21 protein-coding genes and 1 pseudogene are annotated in these 22,038 nt (G+C 66.0%); 10 read left to right on the forward strand and 12 right to left on the reverse strand.

What is annotated here, in order from left to right; translation table 11 throughout:
* Positions 1 to 65 precede the first annotated feature (65 nt).
* Positions 66 to 1,271, forward strand: a complete 1,206-nt coding sequence (locus ABG80_RS06540) for an SGNH/GDSL hydrolase family protein (protein ID WP_058086946.1) — start codon at positions 66 to 68, stop codon at positions 1,269 to 1,271.
* On the opposite strand, the gene ABG80_RS06545 is transcribed toward ABG80_RS06540, so the two are convergent.
* A complete protein-coding gene (locus ABG80_RS06545; protein ID WP_058086947.1) occupies positions 1,256 to 1,579 on the reverse strand; it encodes a SemiSWEET family sugar transporter in 324 nt (107 codons plus the stop codon). The genes ABG80_RS06540 and ABG80_RS06545 overlap by 16 nt on opposite strands.
* 56 nt (positions 1,580 to 1,635) lie before the next feature.
* Positions 1,636 to 3,240, reverse strand: coding sequence for a D-alanyl-D-alanine carboxypeptidase/D-alanyl-D-alanine-endopeptidase (locus tag ABG80_RS06550; protein WP_058086948.1), 1,605 nt, complete (start codon positions 3,238 to 3,240; stop codon positions 1,636 to 1,638).
* A gap of 66 nt (positions 3,241 to 3,306) precedes the next feature.
* Here ABG80_RS06550 and tsaB point away from each other — a divergent pair, with 66 nt between their 5' ends.
* From tsaB to ABG80_RS06565, 3 genes are all read left to right on the forward strand, one after another.
* The gene (gene tsaB / locus ABG80_RS06555) at positions 3,307 to 4,080 is read left to right on the forward strand and encodes a tRNA (adenosine(37)-N6)-threonylcarbamoyltransferase complex dimerization subunit type 1 TsaB (RefSeq protein ID WP_058086949.1); all 774 of its coding nucleotides are present in this window, start codon (positions 3,307 to 3,309) and stop codon (positions 4,078 to 4,080) included.
* Positions 4,081 to 4,146: 66 nt separating this feature from the next.
* Positions 4,147 to 4,680 carry a ribosomal protein S18-alanine N-acetyltransferase gene (gene rimI / locus ABG80_RS06560; RefSeq protein WP_083505883.1) on the forward strand — a complete coding sequence of 178 codons (534 nt, stop codon included), beginning with the start codon at positions 4,147 to 4,149 and terminating at the stop codon, positions 4,678 to 4,680.
* Complete coding sequence (locus ABG80_RS06565) at positions 4,667 to 5,638, forward strand: uracil-DNA glycosylase (RefSeq protein ID WP_058086950.1); 972 nt, start codon at positions 4,667 to 4,669, stop codon at positions 5,636 to 5,638. The genes rimI and ABG80_RS06565 overlap by 14 nt, the downstream gene beginning before the upstream one ends.
* A 30-nt stretch (positions 5,639 to 5,668) precedes the next feature.
* On the opposite strand, the gene ABG80_RS06570 is transcribed toward ABG80_RS06565, so the two are convergent.
* Both ABG80_RS06570 and hemB read right to left on the reverse strand, forming a co-directional pair.
* A complete protein-coding gene (locus ABG80_RS06570) occupies positions 5,669 to 6,967 on the reverse strand; it encodes a magnesium transporter CorA family protein (protein WP_058086951.1) in 1,299 nt (432 codons plus the stop codon).
* Positions 6,968 to 7,006: 39 nt separating this feature from the next.
* Entirely contained in the window at positions 7,007 to 8,005 is a 999-nt protein-coding gene (gene hemB, locus ABG80_RS06575) for a porphobilinogen synthase (protein ID WP_058086952.1), read from the reverse strand.
* A gap of 271 nt (positions 8,006 to 8,276) precedes the next feature.
* Here hemB and ABG80_RS06580 point away from each other — a divergent pair, with 271 nt between their 5' ends.
* From ABG80_RS06580 to ABG80_RS06605, 6 genes are all read left to right on the forward strand, one after another.
* Positions 8,277 to 8,723 (forward strand): CopD family protein, encoded by a 447-nt coding sequence (locus ABG80_RS06580; protein WP_058086953.1) that lies wholly within the window; start codon positions 8,277 to 8,279, stop codon positions 8,721 to 8,723.
* 7 nt (positions 8,724 to 8,730) lie between these two features.
* Positions 8,731 to 9,888 (forward strand): VanZ family protein, encoded by a 1,158-nt coding sequence (locus tag ABG80_RS06585; RefSeq protein ID WP_058086954.1) that lies wholly within the window; start codon positions 8,731 to 8,733, stop codon positions 9,886 to 9,888.
* A 9-nt stretch (positions 9,889 to 9,897) separates the two neighbouring features.
* Positions 9,898 to 10,224, forward strand: coding sequence for a (2Fe-2S) ferredoxin domain-containing protein (locus ABG80_RS06590; protein ID WP_058086955.1), 327 nt, complete (start codon positions 9,898 to 9,900; stop codon positions 10,222 to 10,224).
* A 24-nt stretch (positions 10,225 to 10,248) separates the two neighbouring features.
* Positions 10,249 to 10,926, forward strand: coding sequence for an alpha/beta hydrolase (locus tag ABG80_RS06595; protein WP_058086956.1), 678 nt, complete (start codon positions 10,249 to 10,251; stop codon positions 10,924 to 10,926).
* A 115-nt stretch (positions 10,927 to 11,041) separates the two neighbouring features.
* Complete coding sequence (locus tag ABG80_RS06600) at positions 11,042 to 12,271, forward strand: D-alanyl-D-alanine carboxypeptidase family protein (protein WP_083505884.1); 1,230 nt, start codon at positions 11,042 to 11,044, stop codon at positions 12,269 to 12,271.
* Positions 12,272 to 12,281: 10 nt separating this feature from the next.
* Entirely contained in the window at positions 12,282 to 12,578 is a 297-nt protein-coding gene (locus tag ABG80_RS06605; protein ID WP_058086957.1) for a DUF493 family protein, read from the forward strand.
* A gap of 88 nt (positions 12,579 to 12,666) precedes the next feature.
* Here the strand turns inward: ABG80_RS06605 and ABG80_RS06610 are convergent, their stop codons facing one another.
* The 8 genes and pseudogenes from ABG80_RS06610 to ABG80_RS23920 form a co-directional block, all read right to left on the reverse strand.
* Positions 12,667 to 13,089 (reverse strand): hypothetical protein, encoded by a 423-nt coding sequence (locus tag ABG80_RS06610; RefSeq protein ID WP_058086958.1) that lies wholly within the window; start codon positions 13,087 to 13,089, stop codon positions 12,667 to 12,669.
* A gap of 7 nt (positions 13,090 to 13,096) precedes the next feature.
* Complete coding sequence (locus ABG80_RS22530; protein WP_160322469.1) at positions 13,097 to 14,434, reverse strand: hypothetical protein; 1,338 nt, start codon at positions 14,432 to 14,434, stop codon at positions 13,097 to 13,099.
* A gap of 160 nt (positions 14,435 to 14,594) precedes the next feature.
* Positions 14,595 to 14,789 (reverse strand): annotated as a pseudogene (locus ABG80_RS21300) (IS5/IS1182 family transposase); the annotation flags it as partial.
* 117 nt (positions 14,790 to 14,906) lie between these two features.
* A complete protein-coding gene (locus tag ABG80_RS06625; protein WP_058086961.1) occupies positions 14,907 to 15,311 on the reverse strand; it encodes a phospholipase D-like domain-containing protein in 405 nt (134 codons plus the stop codon).
* Positions 15,312 to 15,357: 46 nt separating this feature from the next.
* Positions 15,358 to 16,632, reverse strand: coding sequence for a hypothetical protein (locus ABG80_RS06630; RefSeq protein ID WP_058086962.1), 1,275 nt, complete (start codon positions 16,630 to 16,632; stop codon positions 15,358 to 15,360).
* A gap of 68 nt (positions 16,633 to 16,700) precedes the next feature.
* Entirely contained in the window at positions 16,701 to 17,891 is a 1,191-nt protein-coding gene (locus ABG80_RS23915; RefSeq protein WP_058086963.1) for a phospholipase D-like domain-containing protein, read from the reverse strand.
* A gap of 46 nt (positions 17,892 to 17,937) precedes the next feature.
* Positions 17,938 to 19,098: a hypothetical protein gene (locus ABG80_RS23410; RefSeq protein ID WP_152987498.1), complete on the reverse strand. Its 1,161-nt coding sequence runs from the start codon at positions 19,096 to 19,098 to the stop codon at positions 17,938 to 17,940.
* Positions 19,099 to 19,280: 182 nt separating this feature from the next.
* Positions 19,281 to 22,037, reverse strand: a complete 2,757-nt coding sequence (locus ABG80_RS23920) for a phospholipase D-like domain-containing protein (protein ID WP_058086965.1) — start codon at positions 22,035 to 22,037, stop codon at positions 19,281 to 19,283.
* Between the last annotated feature and the right edge of the window lies 1 nt (position 22,038).

A 22,038-nucleotide genomic window follows, 5' to 3' on the forward strand; every position in this document is an offset into this window, starting at 1 on the left:
TTCACACGACCGTGGCAGACTGCCGGGTTGAAAAACCGAATCACGAGAATCCCTGGAGAGCGTTCATGTCCCGTGTTGCCACCCGCCATCCGTCCCTGAACCCCAGCCAGCGCCTGGTGCGCCGCTTGGGTGTCGTGGCCCTGGCCTGCGCCAGCGTCGTGCTGGCTTCCTGCGGCGGCGGTGACCGCAAAAGCTACTTCACGCCGGACCGCATCGTGTCTTTCGGCGACGAGAACAGCGCCATTGCTTCCGACACGAGCTCCAACTTGCTGGACAGCACGTACCCCGGCGTGGCCACCGACCTGTCTGGCCTGACCTACACCGCCAAGGCCGTGGTCACGTCAGCCGCCGTGGTCTGCGCCTACGACAACAGCCAGGCCAGGGCCTGCAGCAGCGACAACGGCGTGACCTTCACCTCGGCAGGCACCACCTACCGCGTGCCCGCCGGACTGAACTGGGTCATCAAGTTCGAAGTCGATGCCGGCCCCACCAACCAGCGCACCACCGTCGTCGACTACGCCTGCGACGCCACCAGCACCTGGGTGCAGATCGTTGCTCGCGGCTACGGCAAGGGCTACACCAGCCAATGCGCACAAGACACGCGCGGAGGCGCGGTCAGCTACGCGGCACTGGGCGCCAAGACGGCCGATGTCATCGCCCAGATCAACGCTCACCGAGGCGAGCTCAACAGCAACACCGTGGTGACCATCATGGTCGGCCAGAACGACATCCTGGAGCAGTACCAGGCCATCCAGGGCAGCACGCAGACCGAAGCCGGCGCCATCGCCGAGCTGCAGGCGCGCGCGGCCAGCATGGCCTCGGCCGTTCGCGACGTCATCGGCACCGGTGCCAAGGTGGTGCTGGCGCTCACGCCCGACCTGGGGCAAACGCCCCTGGCCGTGGGGGCCGGCACGACCACGCTCATGACCAACCTCGTGCGCGCCTACAACGACCGCCTCTACATCACCGGCCTGGGCAATGTGTCCGGGCGCAGCCTGGCGGGCGTCAACCCCGAGTCGCTGACCAAACCCGGCACACGCAGCAACGCTTACCAGTACGCCACGCCGCTGTGCGACGCCGCGGCCGTGCTGCGTCCTGACGGTGGCGCACCGGCCAACGACGATGAAAAGCTGCTGTTCTGCACCAGCCAGTACTACACCTCAGGCGCAGCCTCCAACACTGCCATCTGGGCTGACGCCAAGCGCCCCGCCCCGCTGCTGCACAACCTCATCGGCGTGACGGTGTTCAACCGCGCCTACGAGCAGTTCTGATCGGCTGGGCGCCGCCCATACCTGATCTTCATGGCCAGGATCACCGTGGCGAAGGTCAGCGTGATCACGTTGGCCACCGTCACCGGCACCGAGCCGATCGACAGTCCGTAGACCAGCCACAGCGCCACCCCGGTGGTGAAGCAGCTGTACATGCCCAGCGAGATCCCGCTGACGTCGCGTGTGCGAAACGTCAGCCAGACCTGCGGCAGGAAGGACGCCGTGGTCAGCGCCGCAGCGATGGCGCCGATCCATTCGATGGTGGCAGGCGTCAGGGGCAGCCATTCGGGCAGGTGGTTCGCGGCGGGCATGCAGGTGGGGTGTCGAAGAAGAGGGTGGTGCGGGTTGGCGTGTGCGCCGTGCGGCGTCAGCGGTCCTGGCGGGCCCAGTCGATCAGGGCTTGCAACAGCGGCCGTGCCGCGTCGGCGCGAGGGTGGTTGACCAGCCCCACGACGACGATGCGTTGCCCTGATTCTCCCAGCACGTAGCCAGACACCGAGACCACGCCCTCCAGCGAGCCCGTCTTGATGTGGGCCTGGCCGGCGGCGGCCTGCCAGCGGCGCGTGGTGCCGTCGACCCCATTGAGTGGCAGTGAAGCGATGAACTCGGGCATCACCGGGCTGCGCCACATCGCCTGCAGCCATTGCGCCATGCACCGCGCCGAGGTGTGCTCCAGGCGTGACAGGCCGGAGCCGTTGTCGAGCACCAGGGCGTCGCTCTGGCAGGCGGATTCAGCCCCTCCCGTGGCCTCGATCACCTGGTGCGTCACCCGGGATCGGGCTTGGGCCAAGGTCGCCGGGGCGCGTCGGGTGTCACCACCCGCATCGCCAGCGTTGCCGTTCTGCCCGGGGTTGCCACCCGAGCCGCCAGGCGCCAACGCCAGGCTCAGGAACAGCTGGCGCGCCATCACGTTGTTGCTGAACTTGTTGATGTCCCGCACCACGCTGGCCAGCGGGGGCGACACCCAGGTCTGCCAGGTGGGCATGCCAGCGGGCCAGCTGCCATCGCGCACCGCCTGGCCCAGTTGGCCGCCGGCGCCTTGCCAGGCGGTTTCCAGCAGGCGGGCGGCGTGGTCGCCGGGGCCATCCCCGCTCCACAGCAGGGGCCACTCCTTCTCGCCGCAGGCCGCAGGGTAGGCGCCGCTCAGGCGCACATGCCAGCGAGCCCGGCCATCGTGCGGCCAGCCAGCCACGGGGGCGATGTCCAGCTTGAGCGCAGCACGCCAGTCGCCGCAGGCCCCACCGGCGGCCAGGCTCAGTCGGTGTTCCAGTTGCACCCCGTGCAGGGGCGGCTCCAAGGTGGCCAGGGCCTGACCCGGGCGTGCCGCGTCGGGCATCAGGCGCAGCGTGACCGCCTGGTGGTTCAGCAGCAGTGCGTCGGGGCCTGCGTTGTAGGGCTTGAGCGATTGCCCATCGAAGGCGCCTGGGTCGTGAGGCGGCAGCTCGAACAGGCTGCGGTCGATGACGATGCCGCCTCGGATGTCGCGCAGGCCCGCGCTGCGCCAGCGGGCCATCATGCGTTGAACGTGCTCGATGAGCAGGGACGGATCGCCGCCCCCGCGCAGGTGAAGCGGCCCGTCGAGTGCCCCGTTGGCTTGCAGCGTGCCCCCCAGGGCCACGTCGGTGCGCCACACATGGGCCGGGCCCAGCTGCTTGAGGGCCACGCCCGTGGTGAACAGCTTCATCACCGACGCGGCTTGCCGAGGGGCTTCGCCCTGGTGTTGCCAGCGCGGCTGGGGCGCGTCCACCGGCCAGACCATGAGCGAGACGGCCTCGGCCGGCACGCCACTTTGCTTGAGCGCCTGCTGCAGGGCCGGCGGCCAGGCGCCCGAGGGGGATTGGGCCTGGCTGGGCGTGGCGATCAGGCCCATGCTGACAAAGGCGCCGATCAGGACGCTGGCCAACAGGCCTGAGCCCGGGTGGCGCGGCGCTGCGCGGGGGCCGAACGTGGTCTGGGTGAATGGGGTGGGCATGGCCTGGGATCATAGGTCGGTCGGGCCCAGCCCCCCGGCTAAACTCCGTCCATGCCCGCCTCCCCCATGTCCCAACCCGATCCGACCCCCGTTCTGCTGGCCTTGGACACCGCCACCGAGCGCCTGCACGTCGGCCTGTCTGCGCCGGTCACCGGTGTGGCGCCTGAGGCGGGCCGGGCTTCGGTGGTCGCGCAAGAGCTGGCTGGAGGCGCCCAGGCTTCGGCCGGCCTGCTGCCTGCCTTGCAATGCCTGTTGCGCGACGCGGGCCTGGACTGGCCCGATGTGAGCGCCATCGCATTCGGTGCGGGGCCGGGGGCCTTCACTGGCTTGCGCACGGCCTGCTCCGTCACCCAGGGCCTGGCGCTGGGCCTGGGGGTGCCGGTCATCGCGCTGGACACCCTCATGGCCGTGGCCGAGGACGCTCGCCAACGCGCATCAGAGCCCTTGCCCGCAGGCGAGATCGTCTGGGTGCTGCAAGACGCGCGCATGGGCGAGCTCTACGTGGGCTCGTTCAGCTGGGACGGCCAGCGTTGGGCGGTTCACACGCAGGCCGCTTTGTGGCCGATGGGCGAGCCGCGTGCGCGCTGGGCCACTCGCGCCGACGGCGTGCGCGTGTGCGGCAACGCCCTGAGCGCCTGCCCCGGCGCGTGGGAGGGGCTCTCGCCCGAGGACACCCAGGTGCTGGCCCCTGACGCCATGCCGCGCGGCGGCGCGCTGGTCGAGCTGGCCCGCCAGGCCTGGGCCAGCGGCCAGCAGGTGGACCCCGCCCTGGCTCTGCCTTGTTATGTGCGAGACAAAGTCGCCCAGACCACCGCCGAACGCGCGGCGGCTCAGGCATGATGCCCGCCTGATTCGCCTTGCCCATCCCTGCCTGCCCTTGTCGGCCCATTGCCCCCGAGACCCGAGATGAACCGCCCGGTCCTGCGCGACACCGCCGCCTCGACGCCTGATCAGGCCGCCGTGGGGCTGACCGCGCGCGCGCTCACCGACGAGGACGTTGACGCCTGGGTAGAGCAGGAGCGGCAGGCTTGCCTGCACCCCTTGCACGCCTGGACGCCAGAGAACTACCGCTCTTCGCTGCGGGCGGGCTACTGGAGCCGCGTGCTGTGCGCGGGTGACCGCGTCGTGGCCGTGTGCGTGGCCATGGACGGTGTCGACGAGATCCACCTGCTCAACATCGCCGTGGCCCGCGACTGGCATGGTCAGGGGCTGGCGCTGGCGCTGTTGCAAGCCCTGTATGAGCGCTGCCTGCATCAGCGTGCCCAAGCCTTGTGGCTGGAGGTGCGACCCAGCAACGCCCGGGCGCGGGCGCTTTACCAGCGCGAAAGCTTTGTGGACATCGGGGTGCGCAAGCACTACTACCCGGCCGAAGGTGGGCGCGAGGACGCCCTCGTCATGCGCCGCGAGATCCAGCTGGAGGCCGCGCATGCGCTGGACTGAACGTCAACTGGCCATGCTCAAGGAGATGGGGGTGGCCGCCTTCTGGCCGCTTCAGCCGCTCCCTGCTGCCGATGCGACCGCCGCGCCCGATGCGCCGCCTGCCGAGTTCCGGCAGTCCGGTGTCCAGCCGGCCGAGGCCCATGTCCTGGCCGCCGAGGCGATCGCTCGGTCCGAGCGCAACAGCCGCGTCGAGCAGGCTGGTGCCGAAGCCACGCTTGGCGAGTCGCCTGCGCGCGCTGCGCCCCCTGCCACGCGCCCGCCTGCTCGCGTGGCCAAGCCTGCGCCCACTGCGGAGAACGCGAGCGGGGCCGCGTCTTCCCATGCGCCCGAAGCGCAACTGGGCCCTCGCCCGGTTGGCGTCGAGACCATGGACTGGCCCGCCTTGCGCGAGGCGGTGGCAGGTTGCCAGGCCTGCGGCCTGTGCCAGGGCCGTCGCCAGACCGTGTTCGGCACAGGCCATGAACAAGCGCGCTGGATGATCGTCGGGGAAGCGCCCGGCGAGCAGGAGGACCGCCAGGGCGAGCCCTTTGTCGGCCGCGCCGGCCAGTTGCTGGACCGCATGCTCGCGGCCATCGTCCTCACGCGTGGCGAAGCCGGCCCCGATCGCCAGGTCTTCATCGCCAACGTGCTCAAGTGCCGCCCGCCGGCCAACCGCAACCCGCTGCCGCAGGAGGTCGCGCAGTGCGAGCCCTTCTTGCTGCGGCAGATGGCGCTGGTGCAGCCCGACCTGGTTGTGGCGATGGGCCGCTTCGCCGTGCAGTCCCTGCTCAAGACGAGCGAGCCCATCGGCAAGCTGCGTGGGCGCGTGCACGAGGTGGCGGGCGTGCCGGTGGTGGTCACCTACCACCCGGCTTATCTGCTGCGCAACCCGGCCGACAAGGGCCTGGTCTGGGACGACCTGTGCCTTGCGCGCGAAGTGCAGGCCGGCGTGCAGGCGCGGCGCACTGGCGAGGCTTGAGCCGGCCTGCGCAAGGCCCAGGCCAGGCGCTCAGTTGCCCGGCTCGTTCGCATCGAGGTAGCGGCGGCGCCTGAACCACCACACCAGGCCCACGGCCACCAGCAGCATCAGGCCCAGGGCCACCCAGAAGCCGAGCTGGTTGTGAATCAGCGGCAGGCCATCGAAGTTCATGCCGAAGATGCCGGTGATCAGGTTCAGCGGCAGGAAGATGGCCGTGAGCACGGTGAGCGTGCGCATGATGTCGTTGGTGCGGCTGCCCTGCGCCGAGAAGTGGATCTGCACCGCGCTCTCGGCCGAGCTCTCCAGGCGTCGCACATGGGCCAGCACGCGGGCGATGTGCTCGTGCACGTCGCGCGAGCGCACGCGCAGCACTTCGCGTTCGCGCACGGCCAGGGGGTCCGAGGGCGAAGGCCAGTCCTCCAGCGCGTCGATCCACTCCTGCACCGCGCTGCTCTGGTCCTCGCAGGTGTCTTCGAGCATGTGCAGGGTGTTGCGCGCCTCCAGCAGGGCCTGCCAGTGCTTGAACTGCTGGCGGTTGCTCAGCAACTCCTGCTGCAGGTAGGCGAACTGGCGGGTCAGCAGGCGGCGCAGGTCCAGGTAGCTGTCGACCATGTGGTTGACGATGCGCAGCATCAGGTCGGGCGGGCTGGGCGGCAGGCGCGAGGTGCTGCCGCGCGTTTCGTGGAAACGGGGCGTCAGCGTGTCGTGGCCCTGACCCTGGGCGTGGGGCTCGTTCAGGCCATGGGTTGGGCGCTGCTCCGATGGCAGCAGGTCTGCGGGCACGTCCACGGGCGTGTCGACCTGGCTCGAGGGCTCGGCCAGCTCGCCTCCAGCGTCGCTCGGGCTGGCTTCGGCCACCTCGTGCAGGCGCCCGGCTGGCGGGATCATCTGGCTCAGCCGGGCCTCGAAGAAGTCGCGCACCGAGCAGTCGGCCGGGTGCACCGTCAGCAGCACCCGGTCGAACACCGCAAAACCCACCGGGCTGGTGTCGATGGCGGCCATGGCCTGACGCGCCGAGGTGGCCGTGCCGTGCGCCTCATCCAGGAACAGGCGTTGCGTGCCCGGGCCCGCAGCCAGGCGCCTGAACACCAGCAGGTCGTACCAGGAGGTGTAGTCGTACTGCGAGGGCAGCTGCGCGTTGAGCAGGTCGGTGACATGCAGGTCCATCAGGCCGCCGCCGGCAAGCTTGTGCAGCTGCTGCTGGATCTCGGCCAGGCGCACTTCGAAGACGCGCCGGCTGGTGGTCACCCACAGGAAGCCTTGTGCCGGCAGCGTGGTCGGCCAGTCCTGCAGCTCGGTGAACTGTTCGTGGATGTGAAAGAGGCGCACGCGCGACGGACTCCGTCAGGACTGGGGGCTTGAAAGGACTCAGCCGCGCAGGCGCTCGGCGGCGTCCAGCGCGAAGTAAGTGAGCACGCCATCGGCGCCGGCGCGCTTGAAGGCCAGCAGCGACTCCATCATGGTCGCGTCATGGTCGAGCCAGCCGTTCTGGGCCGCTGCTTTGATCATGGCGTACTCGCCGCTGACCTGGTAGGCAAACGTCGGCACCTTGAACTCGTCTTTGACGCGGCGCACGATGTCCAGGTAAGGCATGCCGGGCTTGACCATCACCATGTCGGCGCCTTCGGCGATGTCCATGCCCACTTCGCGCAGTGCCTCGTCGGAGTTGGCCGGGTCCATCTGGTAGACCTTCTTGTTGGCCTTGCCCAGGTTGGCCGCCGAGCCGACCGCGTCGCGGAAGGGGCCGTAGAAGGCGCTGGCGTACTTGGCGCTGTAGGCCATGATGCGGGTGTGCACCAGGCCTTGCGATTCGAGCGCATGGCGGATGGCCCCGATGCGGCCGTCCATCATGTCGGACGGGGCCACGATGTCCACGCCCGCGTCGGCTTGCACCAGGGCTTGCTGGGTGAGCACCGCCACCGTGGTGTCGTTGACGATGTAGCCGGTGTCGTCGAGCAGGCCGTCCTGGCCGTGGCTGGTGAAGGGATCGAGCGCCACGTCGGTCATCACGCCCAGCTCGGGGAAGCGCCGTTTGAGTTCGCGCACCGTGCGCGGCACCAGGCCCGCGGGGTTGAGTGCCTCGCGGCCGTCCGGGGTCTTGAGCGAGGCGTCGATGACCGGGAACAGCGCCAGCACTGGCACGCCCAGTTGCAGGCAGCGCTCGGCCGCAGCGTACAGCGCGCTGCGCCCCAGTCGGCTGACCCCTGGCATGGAGCCCACGGCCTGCTCGCCTTCGTCCTGATCGAGCACGAAAACCGGGTAGATCAGGTCGGCCGATGTCAGTTCATGTTCCCTCACCAAGCGGCGGGAGAAGTCGTCGCGGCGCAGGCGGCGCAGGCGGTGCTGGGGGAAGTGCAGGGGCGTCATCCGGGATGCGATTCACCCCCCACACCGGGCCAGTGGCGTTTGTGTGAAGGATGGCAAAGTTGATAAAAAAACACCCCCCGCAGGGTTATTTCGGACAAGGGGGGCAGCCAAGCTTGAGCAAGCTCCCTATAATGGGAAGTGAATGATACGCCGCAAGGCCTCATTCCCTGCTTTTCCTCCCTGAGCAGGTGCCTTACGTGATGACAGCGTCAAGGCTTCACAGCCCCGGCTTTTGCCGGGGCTCTTTTTTTTTCTGTGCTCATAATCCCCCATGAGCTCCGCCTACCTCTGGGTCAAAGCCCTGCACATCGTCTTTGTGGCCAGTTGGTTTGCTGGCCTGTTCTACCTGCCCAGGCTGTACGTCAACCTGGCCACGGTGCCGCCCGACAGCCATGCAGAGCGCGAACGCCTGCTGATGATGGCGCGCAAGCTCTACCGTTTCAGCACTTTGTTGATGATCCCGGCGCTGGTGCTCGGGCTGCTGCTGTGGCTTTACTTTGGCGTGGGCAAGGGCCCTGGGCAAATCTGGCTTCACATCAAGCTGACGCTGGTCATCGGCGTCATCGGCTACCACCACGTCTGCCGGCGCCTGTTGCGCGACTTCGAAGCGCTGCAAAACCGCCGCAGCCACAAGTGGTTCCGTGTCTTCAACGAGGTGTCGGTGCTGCTGTTCGCAGCCATCGTCTGCCTGGTGGTCATCAAGCCCACCATCGGTTGAGTCCCCGATGTCGGCGCATCGCAGCTCGGCCTGGCCCCTGTCCTGGGTGGCGGGCGGGCTGATTGCCTACGCGACCCTGCACCCGCTGACCGGTTGGCATTGGCCAGGCTGGGAGGCGATCCGCTGGTTGCTGCCCAAGCAGTCCTACGAGGTCATGTCCGACGTGACGGCCAACCTGCTGGGCTACCTTCCCTTTGGCCTGGTGCTGTGCCTGGCCTGGTTGCGCTCCGGTCATGGCACCTTCGCTGCCGCCTGGCGGACCCTGTTCACCGCCTCGGCCTTGTCTTACAGCCTTGAGCTGCTGCAGCACTTGCTGCCGGGCCGGGTGCCCTCGGTGACCGACTGGATCCTCAACACCCTGGGGGCGGCCTGGGGGGTGTTGGGGGCGCTCACCTTGCACGCCCTGGGCCTGGTCGATGTCTGGCATCGGCTGCGCGAGCGGTGGTTCATTCCCCAGGCGGGGCATGGCCTGGCTTTGCTGTGCCTGTGGCCGCTGGGCCTGTTGTTCCCGCCGCCGCTGCCGTTGGGGCAGGGGCAGATCTGGCCGCAGTTGCGCTTGCTGCTGGTGGAGTTCACGCAGGACACGCCCTGGCAGGGGTGGTTCCTGCCCGACGACCCTTTGACGTTGTGGGCCGTGTTGCCTGGCGCCTGGCAGGGCAGCGCATGGGCCCCGGAGGTGGAGGCACTGACCGTGGCCTTGGGGCTGATGGCACCTTTGTGCGTGGCCGGCGCCCTGGCCAGCCAGCGCAGCTTGCGCATCGCCCTGATGGCCCTGCTGGTGCTGGCGGGGGTGGCGTTCACGGCCCTGGCCTCGGCCTTGAACTTCGGGCCGGTGCACGCGCTCAGCTGGGTCACGCTGCCAGCTGCCTCGGGCATGCTCCTGGGTGCGTCGGCAGCGGTCCTGCTGGTCAACCGGGGGCGCGCGACCTGCGCGTTGCTCGGGGTGGCAGTCCTGGTGGGGTTGCTGGTGCTGGTGCACCAGGTGCCGAGCGACCCGTATTACGCCGAAACCCTGCTGGCCTGGGAAAGCGGGCGCTTCATCCGGTTTCATGGGCTGTCTCGCTGGTTCGGCCTGCTGTGGCCTTTCCTGGCCCTGCTCTGGCTGCTGTCGCGACTGCTGGGGCGAGATGCCCCTGCGCCCGCTCGCACGGGCCCCAGCCACTAGAATCCCGGCATGGCCTATTACGAGCGTCACATCTTCTTTTGCCTGAACCAGCGCATCAATGGCGAAGCCTCGTGCGCCGACCACGCTGCCAAGGCCGGGTTCGACCACTGCAAGGCCCGTGTGGCCGCAGCCGGTCGCAACGGCAAGGGTGGCGTGCGGGTCAACAAGGCCGGCTGCCTGGACCGCTGTGCTGGCGGGCCGGTGGCCGTGGTCTACCCCGAGGGCACCTGGTACACCTTCGTCGATCAGAGCGACATCGACGAGATCGTTGACCGTCACCTGATCGGTGGGGAGGTCGTCGAGCGCCTGGAGCTGCCGGACGACGTCGGCCGCTGAGGCGGTCCACCGCTTCGCAACACCATGCTTGGGCGCCCGCAATCCCTGCTCATCGACGGCCCGGCCGGCCACATCGAGGTCGTGGTCGAGGACCCGACGGGGCCAACTGCGCCGCGCGGCCTGGCGGTCATCGCCCACCCACACCCGCTCATGGGCGGCACGATGGACAACAAGGTGGTGCACACCCTGGTGCGCGCTTTCGTGCTGGCGGGCTGGCGGGCGGTGCGGTTCAACTTCCGTGGCGTGGGTCAGTCCGAAGGCCAGTACGACGAGGGCCGGGGAGAAACCACCGACCTGCTCTCCGTGGTGTCCCATCACCTGAGTGACCCGACGCTGGCGGGCAAGCCGCTGGCCCTGGCGGGGTTCTCGTTCGGTGGGTACGTGGCGGCCCAGGCCAGCAGTCGCTTGCTGCAAGCGGCGGCCGACCAGCCTGCGGTGCGCGCACCGTCCACCGTGGTGCTGGTCAGCCCGGCCGCGTCGCGCTTCGACGTGCCAGCCGTGCCCCCTCACACCCTGGTGGTGCAGGGCGAGGCCGATGACGTCGTGCCCCTGTCTGCCATCCTCGACTGGGCGCGGCCACAGCAGCTGCCGGTGACGGTGGTGCCGGGCGCAGGCCACTTCTTCCATGGGCAACTCGGCGGCTTGCGCGACATCGTGTTGCGCCACCTGAGGGCCGATGCCGCCCGCGAGGCCGGGGGCTGAACGCCGCGCTTCGCGGCCGATCCGTTTCGTTCGCCGCCAGCGCGTGCATCACGCGCTTGCAAAACTTTGCATCCTCTTCCTTGTGTTCACCCTTCCTTCCCCCCATATTGCCGGCATGACTGCTTCCCCCTCCCGCCGCCACCTTCTGGGCGCGACCACTTCGGCCCTGGTGGCCGTGGCGCTGTCCCTGTCTTCCCTGGGCGCCGTTGCCCAATCTCCGTCGGGCGCTGCCCCGTTGTTCGCCGAGCCCACCCAGGCCATGCCGCAGCCACCCGAGGTGGCGGCCCGCGCGTTCATCCTGCAAGACCTGTCCTCGCGCCAGACGCTTGGCGCGCGCAACGCCGACCAGGCCGTCGAGCCGGCCTCGCTGACCAAGCTGATGACCGCTTACCTGGTTTTTCAGGCGCTGAAGGACGGCAAGCTCTCGCTGACGCAGGAGCTGCCCGTTTCCGAGCGCGCCTGGCGCACGGGCATGACGGGGGCCTCGCGCTCGTTCATCAACATCAACAGCCGCGTCAAGGTCGATGACCTCATCAAGGGAATGATCGTGCAAAGCGGCAACGACGCCACCGTGGCCCTGGCCGAAGGCGTGGGCGGCACGGTCGAGGTCTTCGTCGAGATGATGAACCGCCAGGCCCAGGCTTTTGGCCTCAAGCAGACCAAGTTCGCCAACCCCGAAGGCCTGACTGCCCCGGGTCACTTGAGCACGGCGCGCGAGCTGTCGATCATCGCCACGCGCCTGATCTCCGACTTCCCGAACTCGCTGCCTTACTACTCCATGAAGGAGTTCACCTTCAACGGCATCAAGCAGGGCAACCGCAACCTGCTGCTGTTCCGCGACCCGACGGTCGACGGCCTGAAAACGGGCTACACCGACAACGCCGGCTACTGCCTGATCTCGACCTCCAGGCGCCCCACCGCCGGTGGCGAGCGCCGCTTGCTGAGCGTGGTGCTGGGCGCTGCGTCGCCCGAGGCCCGCGCCAACGAGAGCCAGAAGCTGCTGAACTGGGGCCACAGCGCCTTCGACGTGGTCAAGCTGTTCGACGGCAACCAGGCCGTCAGCACCGCCCAGGTCTGGAAGGGTGCGGCCAACTCGGCGCGCCTGGGGCGCTTGCAACCCGTCGTCGTGGTGGTGCCGCGCGGCCAGGCTGCTGCCGTCAAGACGGTGGTGACGCGCAATGACCCGCTGCTGGCCCCCTTGAGCAAGGGCCAGTCCGTGGGGCGCCTGCAGGTCACCCTGAACGGCCAGCCCTGGCAGACCCTGCCGCTGCAGTCGCTTGACGACGTGCCGGCTGCCGGCTGGCTGGGTCGCGCCTGGGACGCCATGCGCCTGAGCATCCAGTGAGGCACCTGACATGAGCACGCACCAACCCGTCAACCCACCGATCCCGCCAGAGCAGTCGCTGATCGAGTACCCCAGCCGATTCCCGATCAAGGTCATGGGCCCTCACCACGAGGAGTTCGTGGCTTCGGTCGTGGCCGTGGCCGTGCAGCACGACCCGGGCTTTGACGCCGCCACGCTGGAGCGCCGCCCCAGCAGCAGCGGCACCTACGTCGGCCTGACCGTGGTGGTGACCGCCACCAGCCGCGAGCAGCTCGACAACATCTACCGCGCCATGACCAGCCTGCCGCAGGTCAAGTACGTGCTCTGACGGGTTGACTCATGGCTGTTGACGCTGCCTGCTGCCGGATTCCCCGTGCTGAAGTTGAGCATCTTTGGGGTCCTCTGGCCGAACTGAATCAGGTGCCAAGCGTGGACGTGCCCCAATCGCACACCAAACGCATGGCCTGATCGGCGTTGCCCGGAGCCAGCCGTCGTGCGTGCATGCGCAGCAGCCCTGCACAGGTTTGCAGGCTGTACACACTGGGCGCCGTTGCCGCTGGCAAATCCAGCCACCAACGAACGCGTGCATGCCATTCGCCCAGGTCGTCACGACAATCCAAGGTCATGGGCGCGCCATGGTTCAACATCGAGCCGTGACACTCGACATCCAGGCCCGGCAGCCAATCCTGCAGCAACACCGCTCGCCCGTCGAGCAACGCCGAGCAAGCCAGCCCCAACATGGCCTGCCGGCCCCACTCTGCCGTGTCCATGGCGCATTCAAGGCGCAGCACGGCACCCTCTTCGATCAGGATGCGAACTTCGTCGGGGCCTTGTTGCATTTGACGCTCAAGGCTTGGTTGCGGTGGATGGCGCAGCCACCCCCGCCACGCTCGCCGCCACCGCATCGGCAGGCCGCAAGCTGGACAGCACCAGTCTGAAGTAGGCCAAACCCTGATCGAACGGTGGCGGCTGGAGGCCTCTGATGCCAGGGCGCGCAGGCTTGAAGGGCACCATCTCGAAGCGCTGCTTGGACGGGTTCCATTGCCTGGTTGGCTTGGGATACGGCTCCTTGTCCGGCAGCATGGCGGCCATGCGGATGGTCATGGCGGGCATGTCGGGCCGGCCTTGAACGCCCAATACGTCGGCCTGCATTTCGTAGGCAGCGCCCGGGCCACCGCCGTTGGGGTCCAGCCCACCGTCGTGGTGGTACTCGCGCGCCAGCAGGCGACCGGGTTGGCCGGCAATGGCCACAGGCTCAGGCCCCACGGTTTGCTTGATGCCCATCAGGTTGGCCAACAACAAGATGCCCTCCATGCCCTTGAGCGACTTGATGTCGTCCATGGAGACGTGATTGGGGTCGGGCAGGTCTTTGATGTCCTTGGGGGCGTTGTCGTCGGGTGTCTTCACGCGCACGAAGAACACCAGGCTGGGGTACTTCAGGCTGCGAAGTGGCACCTCGACATCGAAGTCGGGCAGGGGCTGACCCGCTTGTTGGCGGAACAGGCCGAAGGGGGTGCACACGCCGGGCTCGGTGGGAAGCTCTTCGGGGGCGCGGGCGCGGTAAAGGTTGGTGCGCAGGTGTTGGTAGAAGGCTCGAATGTCGGCGTCGGTGAACGAGCGAAACATCCGCTCGTACTCTTCTTGATCAGTAAATACACGAAGCGCGCCAGAGAATGTCCTCAGCCTTTTATCTGAAGAATCCAAGTAGCCAATGTCGTAAATGCCATATTGCCGAAAAGCGTATGCATTTGGGGCGCCAACATCCACCTCGCGCACATGCGCTTTGCGCTCTTCACGTTGCTCGGGGTCAAGGTTCAATCCGGGCTGAACGACAGACTTAAAATTGGCAGCTATCTTGAAGACGCGCAGATTTTCAGCCGTTCCCAGGACGGTTTCTTGATATTCGATATTGCCCACTTTCTGATTGCCGGTTGCGGCGCCCCTAAGCGCTTCACCAAGGCTGTAACCTGTGTCATGCCGCAATGGCGATGCGCCCAAGTGAATTTTGTCGGGCAAGTCCACCAGGATGGTGCCCAGGCACACACTGTTCCAACCTGACTGCTTTGAGTAGGGGGCCGCTTTGTTGGCGTTGCTTTGGCCGCATGCAGTCATGCTGATCAACATCAGCACTGTCAATGCCCATCGCGCGTTGGGTCGAAGGTAGGGCGGCGCTTTGGTCATCATCCAGTTTGCTCCTGCTTGTCGTTGCGCGATGCTTGCGCATGGTAGGTGCCTTCGCTTGGAACCTGGGTGAGCAGGACCTTGTTCATGTCCGGGTGGTTGTTCTCACCCGCAGTCCAGTCGATGGGCAAGGCGGTGAAGAAGCCCTGGATGCCTTGGGGGGCAGACCGCCCACCAAGCGGGGTGGCAAGGCTGGCCGACCTCGGCCTGAAGTGAAGTGGCCCGCGAAGTGATGCTCGATCAACTCCCAGTCCATCAGCCCGGCAAGGCGGATCAGCGGATGCTTCATGTTGAGCTGCTCATCCAAGCGCGGACGGAACATCTCGGCGGTCTGGGCGGTGCGGGTGTGGGGCTTCATGGGCTGCCAAATTTGCAAGAAAGCGCGGGGCCGGTATTTGTTTCCTTGCAAATATCGCACCACACTTCAACCAAAATAGCATTGCAGATCAATGGCTTGCGAGTTGTTCAGGGCGGACTAAGGACGCAGCCCGGGTTCACCTTCGCGCACCTTTTGCAGCATCGCCTGCCACAACTCCCGGCGAATCACCTCCTTGCCCGCCAGCAACTTCTTGGCCGCGATCGCGCAGCGCACGCGGTTGACCAGGCTGTGGCTGCCGTAGACCAGGCTTTGCATGGTCCAGTGGATCTGGCCGATGATGGCCAGGTCATCGAGCCGGCCCTCGGGGTGAACGGGCAAGACCACGAAGGCATGGAAGGGGAAGTTGCAGCGCACCGCGTGCTCGATGCGTTGGCCCAGCGCCCAGCAAATCTGGTTCTGCGGCAGCTTGTCGCCTTGGGCGTTCTTGCCGATGAGCGTCAAAGCTGACTTGATGCGTGCCCCGCTTTGCGACAGCAGGTGCTTGAGGGCAGCGGATGGCATCGCTTGTTTTGCAAGTGCCGCCTTCCGGATCATCTCGCCTCAGCCCTCAGGGAAGGGGGGCTGCCGCCGGCTTGGCCCCCGTGCCCGGCACAGCCGCCCCCGTCACGCTCGCCGCCACCGCATCGGCAGGCCGCAAGCTGGACAGCACCCGTCGGAAGTAGGCCAAGCCCTGATCGAACGGTGGCGGCTGGAGGCCTCTGATGCCAGGGCGCGCAGGCTTGAAGGGCACCATCTCGAAGCGCTGCTTGGACGGGTTCCATTGCCTGGTTGGCTTGGGATACGGCTCCTTGTCCGGCAGCATGGCGGCCATGCGGATGGTCATGGCGGGCATGTCGGGCCGGCCTTGAACGCCCAGCACATCGGCCTGCATTTCGTAGGCGGCGCCCGGGCCGCCGCCGTTAGGGTCCAGCCCACCGTCGTGGTGGTACTCGCGCGCCAGCAGGCGACCGGGTTGGCCGGCGATGGCCACAGGCTCAGGTCCCACGGTTTGCTTGATGCCCATCAGGTTGGCCAACAACAAGATGCCCTCCATGCCCTTGAGCGATTTGATGTCGTCCATGGTCACGTGGTTGGGGTCGGGCAGGTCTTTGATGTCCTTGGGGGCGTTGACGTCGGGCGTCTTCACGCGCACGAAGAACACCAGGCTAGGGTACTTCAGGCTGCGCAGCGGCACCTCGACATCGAAGTCGGGTAGGGGCTGACCCGCTTGTTGGCGGAACAGGCCGAAGGGGGTGCACACGCCAGGCTCGGTGGGTAACTCTTCGGGGGCGCGGGCGCGGTAGAGGTTGGTGCGCAGGTGTTTGTAAAACGCTTGGTGCTCGGCGACGGTGTATTCCTCTTTGGGTTTGTCGCCAGGCAAGCCGCTGTAGAACATGCGGATGCGCTGATCCGCGGAGTCCAAGTAACCGATGTCGAACGTGTCGTACATCCTGAAGGCGTAGGCCTGTGGGTCATTTAAGGGCACTTCGCTGGAGTGCGCTTTGAACTTCTCAAAGTTTGGATCGGTATCCCTATCCTGCCAGCCGATGATGGTCGAATCGAACAGTCTGAATCTGGCCGTGCCTTTGATGGATTGCAGGTCTTTGAGCGTCCCAATGGATGTTTCCTGATATTCGATGTTGTTTACGCGCTGGTTGCCAGACGCTGCCCCAAGAAACTTGTGGTCGAACCCGTAGCCGCTGCGGTGCTCCATGCCCGAGTCAGCCACTTCAATCTTCTCGGGCAAGTCCACAAGGATGGTGCCCAGGCACACACTGCTCCAACCTGACTGCTTTGCGTAAGGGGGCGCCTTGTTGGCGTTGCTTTGGCCGCATGCAGTCATGCTGATCAACAGCAGCGTGGCTAATACCCATCGTGCAGTGGGGCGAAGGTAGGGCGGCGCTTTGATCATCATCCGGTTTGCTCCTGCTTGTCGTTGCGCGATGCTTGCGCATGGTAGGTGCCTTCGGCGGGCACCTGAGTGAGCAGGACCTTGTTCATGTCGGGGTGGTTGTTCTCACCATCGGTCCATTCGATGGGCAAGGCAGTGAAAAATCCCTGAATCCCTTGGGGTGCGGCCTTCGGGGCAGCGGCCTTCCAAAATGCTTCCGAGAAAGGCATTTGACGGGTGTAGCTTTGGATGTTCAGCAAGGTTTCCTCTGACTTCTTGGGGTCTCTGTCCACCATGGGCCAGATTGATGCCTTGCGACCCGGATCGCCTACTTGCTTGTTTCTCGGCACATGCGCAAACGTCCGCTCATACGCCGCCTGATTGGCCTTGGCAATCTGCTGGATGAGCTTGACTGTCTGCGGCGTGGCAGGCTGCTCCATCAAGCCAGCCAGGGCTGAAGCAGGCTTGACCACCGCATTGTCATTGCCCGCCAGGGCCAGGTGCTTGCGCCACAAGTCGGTGCGCAACTGGTGCCCAAACGTGCACACCTTGGTGGCGCAGCCGTGCGTCATCGACTCGCGCAGGGCCGTGTCGTTGACGAACACGGCCAGCTCGCTGTCGCGGTCGCCGTTGAGGCTGCGGTCGTTGATGTTGGCGCTGCCGATCACCACCTCGGCGTCGTCCACGATCAGCAGTTTGCTGTGCACATAAATCTGCTCGGTGCGCAGCTTGCCGCCAACCACCTCGCAGTTGCGCAGGTTCAGCAGCGTGAGGTAAGGCGCCCATTCGGCGGGCGTGACTTTTTCGTACGGGCGCTCACCAGGCTTGCCTTCGCGCACCTTTTGCAGCATCGCCTGCCACAACTCACGGCGAATCACCTCCTTGCCCGCCAGCAACTTCTTGGCCGCTATCGCGCAACGCACACGGTTGACCAGGCTGTGGCTGCCGTAGACCAGGCTTTGCATGGTCCAGTGGATCTGGCCGATGATGGCCAGGTCATCGAGCCGGCCCTCGGGGTGAACGGGCAAGACCACGAAGGCATGGAAGGGGAAGTTGCAGCGCACCGCGTGCTCGATGCGCTGGCCCAGCGCCCAGCAGATCTGGTTCTGCGGCAGCTTATCGCCTTGGGCGTTCTTGCCGATGAGCGTCAAAGCTGACTTGATGCGCGCCCCGCTTTGCGACAGCAGGTGCTTGAGGGCGGCGGATTGCATCGCTTGTTTTGCAAATGCCGCCTTCCGGATCATCTCGCCTCAGCCCTCAGGGAAGGGGGCCTGCCGCCGGCTTGGCCCCCGTGCCCGGCACAGCCACCCCCGTCACGCTCGCCGCCACCGCATCGGCAGGCCGCAAGCTGGACAGCACCAGTCGGAAATAGGCCAAGCCCTGATCGAACGGCGGCGGCTGGATGCCCCGGATGCCGGGGCGCGCAGGCTTGAAGGGCACCATCTCGAAGCGCTGCTTGGACGGGTTCCATTGCCTGGTTGGCTTGGGATAGGGCTCCTTGTCCGGCAGCATCGCGGCCATGCGGATGGTCATGGCGGGCATGTCGGGGCGGCCTTGAACGCCCAATACGTCGGCCTGCATTTCGTAGGCGGCGCCCGGGCCACCGCCGTTGGGGTCCAGCCCACCGTCGTGGTGGTACTCGCGCGCCAGCACGCGGCCGGGTTGGCCGGCGATGGCCACAGGCTCAGGTCCCACGGTTTGCTTGATGCCCATCAGGTTGGCCAACAACAAGATGCCCTCCATGCCCTTGAGCGACTTGATGTCGTCCATGGAGACGTGATTGGGGTCGGGCAGGTCTTTGATGTCCTTGGGGGCGTTGTCGTCGGGTGTCTTCACGCGCACGAAGAACACCAGGCTGGGGTACTTCAGGCTGCGAAGTGGCACCTCGACATCGAAGTCGGGCAGGGGCTGACCCGCTTGCTGGCGGAACAGGCCGAAGGGGGTGCACACGCCGGGTTCGGTGGGAAGCTCTTCGGGGGCGCGGGCGCGGTAGAGGTTGGTGCGCAGGTGTTGGTAAAACGCTTGATGATCAGCGATTGTGACGTCATCTTCGTGCCTGTTGCCTCGCACACCCCCCGAGAACAGCCGGATACGCTGATCAGTCGAATCGAGATAGCCGATGTCGTACGTGCCGTACATCCTGAAGGCGTAGGCCTGTGGGTCATTTAAGGGCACTTCGCTGGAGTGCGCTTTGAACTTCTGAATTTCCTGGTCTGTTCTGCGGCCCGTCCAGCCGATGATGCGCTCATCAATCAGCCTGAAATTGGCTATGCCTTTGATGGATTGAAACTCCTTGAGGGTGGCGGGAGCCGTTTCTTGATATCCAATGTTGCCGACGCGCTGGTTGCCAGTTGCAGCGCCTCTGAGCGTCTCGCCAAGACCATAGCCCGTGTTGTGCCGCACGGGCGACGCGCCCATGTGAACCTCACCCGGCAAATCCACCATGACGGTACCCAGGCACACACTGCTCCAACCTGACTGCTTTGCGTAGGGGGCCGCTTTGTTGGCGTTGCTTTGGCCGCATGCAGTCATGCTGATCAACATCAGCGTGGTCAATGCCCATCGTGCCGTGGGGCGAAGGTAGGGCGGCGCTTTGGTCATCATCCGGGTTGCTCCTGCTTGTCGTTGCGCGATGCTTGCGCATGGTAGGTGCCTTCGGGGGACACCTGGGTGAGCAGGACCTTGTTCATGTCGGGGTGGTTGTTCTCGCCAGCAGTCCAGTCGATGGGCAAGGCCGTGAAGAAGCCCTGGATGCCTTGGGGTGCGGCCTTTGGGGCGGCAGTCTTCCAGAAGGCTTCCGAGAACGGCATTTGACGGGCGTAGCTTTGGATGTTCCTCAAGGTTTCCTTCGCCCGGTCTGGGTCTCTGTCCACCATGGGCCAGATCGACGCTTTGTATTTTGAATTGCCCACCTGCGCATCTCTAGGCACATGCGCAAACGTTTGCTCATACGCCGCCTGATTGGCCGTGGCGATCTGCTGGATGAGCTTGATTGCTTGCGGCGTGGCAGGCTGCTCCATCAGGGCGGCCAGGGCTGAAGCCGGCTTGACCACCGCGTTGCCGTTGCCCGCCAGGGCCAGGTGCTTGCGCCACAGGTCAACCCGCAACTGGTGCCCAAACGTGCACACCTTGGTGGCGCAGCCGTGCGTCATCGAGTCGCGCAGGGCGGTGTCGTTGACGAACACGGCCAGCTCGCTGTCGCGGTCGCCGTTGAGGCTGCGGTCGTTGATGTTGGCGCTGCCGATCACCACCTCGGCGTCGTCCACGATCAGCAGCTTGCTGTGCACGTAGATCTGTTCGGTGCGCAGCTTGCCGCCCACCACCTCGCAGTTGCGCAGGTTCAGCAGCGTGAGGTAGGGCGCCCATTCGGCGGGCGTGACTTTTTCGTACGGGCGCTCACCAGGCTTGCCTTCGCGCACCTTTTCCAGCATCGCCTGCCACAACTCACGGCGAATCACCTCCTTGCCCGCCAGCAACTTCTTGGCCGCGATCGCGCAGCGCACACGGTTGACCAGGCTGTGGCTGCCGTAGACCAGGCTTTGCATGGTCCAGTGGATCTGGCCGATGATGGCCAGGTCATCGAGCCGGCCCTCGGGGTGAACGGGCAAGACCACGAAGGCATGGAAGGGGAAGTTGCAGCGCACCGCGTGCTCGATGCGCTGGCCCAGCGCCCAGCAGATCTGGTTTTGCGGCAGCTTGTCGCCTTGGGCGTTCTTGCCGATGAGCGTCAAGGCTGACTTGATGCGCGCCCCGCTTTGCGACAGCAGGTGCTTGAGGGCGGCGGATTGCTGCTTTTGTGCGTCTTCATCATCTGGCGATGGGTTGATCGACGGCTCCCCAAACCGACTCTGAAAAAACTGACTCTCGATGTAGACAAAGTGCGTGGCGCCCAAGATGAGCCGCACCATCACGTCGTGGATGTCGTGCTGAACGACCTGCGGGGCGGGCAATTGCGGCATGGCTGCGCGTTCTTGTTGTTGCAGCTTCAAGGAGGCGCTGCGCAGCACGCGCACCTTGGCCGTGCCGGGCCCCTTTGCGGTGTAGACCGGCTCTTGGGGCACCAGGCTGTCAGGCACGCGCACCTTGCTGCGCAAATCGGCGTCGCCCGCCAGGTAGCTGTGCTGCAGGCTGTTCCAGCGGCGGATGAAGTTCATGGCCGCGTCATAGACGGCAGGGCCCTCCATGCGCATGTGCACGTCCTGCCAGGGCTGGCGCGGCTGGTCGTCGGCCAGCACGGCTCCGGACAAGGGCATCGATTGCTGACTGGGCTTGAGCAGGTCAGGGTGAGGTGCCTGGTTGAGCCACGCCGCTTTGAGCAAGTTGCTGTACGCGGCCTTCATCAGCTTGGCCACCACTTGCAGCGGCTTTTGAACGTCCGCAGCCGTCAAGGTGCCCTGCTGCAACCTGCGCAGCACCTCTTGCTCGGTCAGCGTCCTGGCCTCGTCAAGCAACTGCCCGATGGTGGGCTTGATCGCTTCCATCGGCTTGGTCAGCCAATCAGGCAGGGGCTCTTGCCACCACGTGTAGAGGCGGTCCACCATTTGGCCAGCCAGACCGTCAGCACTGGCCCGACGGGTGCTCAGCAGCATCTCTTGAAGCGGCGCTGACAACCCGAAGGACAGTGCGCCCTTGAGGGTGGATTGCAGCAACTCCGCCTCGGTCACGAACTGCATCATCTCTGATGGCGTCAACGCGCGCATGGGCGGGATGCCCGGGTTGTATCGCTCTGCGCCTTTGCGCCATTCATGGTTGAGGCTGCTGCGAGCGTCGTCGCGCCGGCCGTAGGCCAGATCCATGCCTCCGATGTAGGCGATTTCGTTGTCGATGACGACTTGCTTTTGGTGGTGGCTGAAGAAGGTTTCTTCGACGCCCGTGAAGTCGTTTTGCAGGCCTGCTGGGCAACAGAACGCCCGCATGGTGTTGCGCCCAGCGTTGAGTTGAAACACGGCCAGCATGGTGCCGAAGTCGCCCGTGTTCAGCGGCATCTTGGGCGACATCCATGGCATCACGTAGATGCGCAAGTCGGGGCTGGCGTCCAGCGCCTGCCTGAGCACGTCTATGAGGCGTTTGCCCGGCACCAGCTCCACATCCCAGTTCACCTGCCAGCCGGCGATGAAGATGCTGCGCTTGGCTGCGGCCATGGCAGCGGCCACATCGGCGAAATAGTCCTGTCCGTTGATGAAGGATTTGGTGTGGTGACCCAGGCGAGACGGCGCAAAGCGCTCGGGGTGGGTGATGTCTTGCTGGTGGGCTGCGGCCTGGCTGGCGCTGACGGTGCGCCACGACTGGCCGGTTTCGTCGATGAAGATGTTGACCTGCCGGTCATCGTGGTGTTTGCAAAATGCGGTCTCGCTCATG

The sequence above is a fragment of the Aquabacterium parvum genome (assembly GCF_001447195.1).
Lineage (GTDB): Bacteria > Pseudomonadota > Gammaproteobacteria > Burkholderiales > Burkholderiaceae_C > Aquabacterium > Aquabacterium parvum.

Bases quoted from the DNA above. Each gene is read 5' to 3' on its own strand.
- ABG80_RS06540 (WP_058086946.1), top strand. From the start codon at position 66: ATGTCCCGTGTTGCCACCCGCCATCCGTCCCTGAACCCCAGCCAGCGC.
- ABG80_RS06545 (WP_058086947.1), bottom strand. From the start codon at position 1,579: ATGCCCGCCGCGAACCACCTGCCCGAATGGCTGCCCCTGACGCCTGCC.
- ABG80_RS06550 (WP_058086948.1), bottom strand. From the start codon at position 3,240: ATGCCCACCCCATTCACCCAGACCACGTTCGGCCCCCGCGCAGCGCCG.
- tsaB (WP_058086949.1), top strand. From the start codon at position 3,307: ATGTCCCAACCCGATCCGACCCCCGTTCTGCTGGCCTTGGACACCGCC.
- rimI (WP_083505883.1), top strand. From the start codon at position 4,147: ATGAACCGCCCGGTCCTGCGCGACACCGCCGCCTCGACGCCTGATCAG.
- ABG80_RS06565 (WP_058086950.1), top strand. From the start codon at position 4,667: ATGCGCTGGACTGAACGTCAACTGGCCATGCTCAAGGAGATGGGGGTG.
- hemB (WP_058086952.1), bottom strand. From the start codon at position 8,005: ATGACGCCCCTGCACTTCCCCCAGCACCGCCTGCGCCGCCTGCGCCGC.
- ABG80_RS06580 (WP_058086953.1), top strand. From the start codon at position 8,277: ATGAGCTCCGCCTACCTCTGGGTCAAAGCCCTGCACATCGTCTTTGTG.
- ABG80_RS06585 (WP_058086954.1), top strand. From the start codon at position 8,731: ATGTCGGCGCATCGCAGCTCGGCCTGGCCCCTGTCCTGGGTGGCGGGC.
- ABG80_RS06590 (WP_058086955.1), top strand. From the start codon at position 9,898: ATGGCCTATTACGAGCGTCACATCTTCTTTTGCCTGAACCAGCGCATC.
- ABG80_RS06595 (WP_058086956.1), top strand. From the start codon at position 10,249: ATGCTTGGGCGCCCGCAATCCCTGCTCATCGACGGCCCGGCCGGCCAC.
- ABG80_RS06600 (WP_083505884.1), top strand. From the start codon at position 11,042: ATGACTGCTTCCCCCTCCCGCCGCCACCTTCTGGGCGCGACCACTTCG.
- ABG80_RS06605 (WP_058086957.1), top strand. From the start codon at position 12,282: ATGAGCACGCACCAACCCGTCAACCCACCGATCCCGCCAGAGCAGTCG.
- ABG80_RS06610 (WP_058086958.1), bottom strand. From the start codon at position 13,089: ATGCAACAAGGCCCCGACGAAGTTCGCATCCTGATCGAAGAGGGTGCC.
- ABG80_RS22530 (WP_160322469.1), bottom strand. From the start codon at position 14,434: ATGATGACCAAAGCGCCGCCCTACCTTCGACCCAACGCGCGATGGGCA.
- ABG80_RS06625 (WP_058086961.1), bottom strand. From the start codon at position 15,311: ATGCCATCCGCTGCCCTCAAGCACCTGCTGTCGCAAAGCGGGGCACGC.
- ABG80_RS06630 (WP_058086962.1), bottom strand. From the start codon at position 16,632: ATGACTGCATGCGGCCAAAGCAACGCCAACAAGGCGCCCCCTTACGCA.
- ABG80_RS23915 (WP_058086963.1), bottom strand. From the start codon at position 17,891: ATGCAATCCGCCGCCCTCAAGCACCTGCTGTCGCAAAGCGGGGCGCGC.
- ABG80_RS23410 (WP_152987498.1), bottom strand. From the start codon at position 19,098: ATGGGCGCGTCGCCCGTGCGGCACAACACGGGCTATGGTCTTGGCGAG.
- ABG80_RS23920 (WP_058086965.1), bottom strand. From the start codon at position 22,037: ATGAGCGAGACCGCATTTTGCAAACACCACGATGACCGGCAGGTCAAC.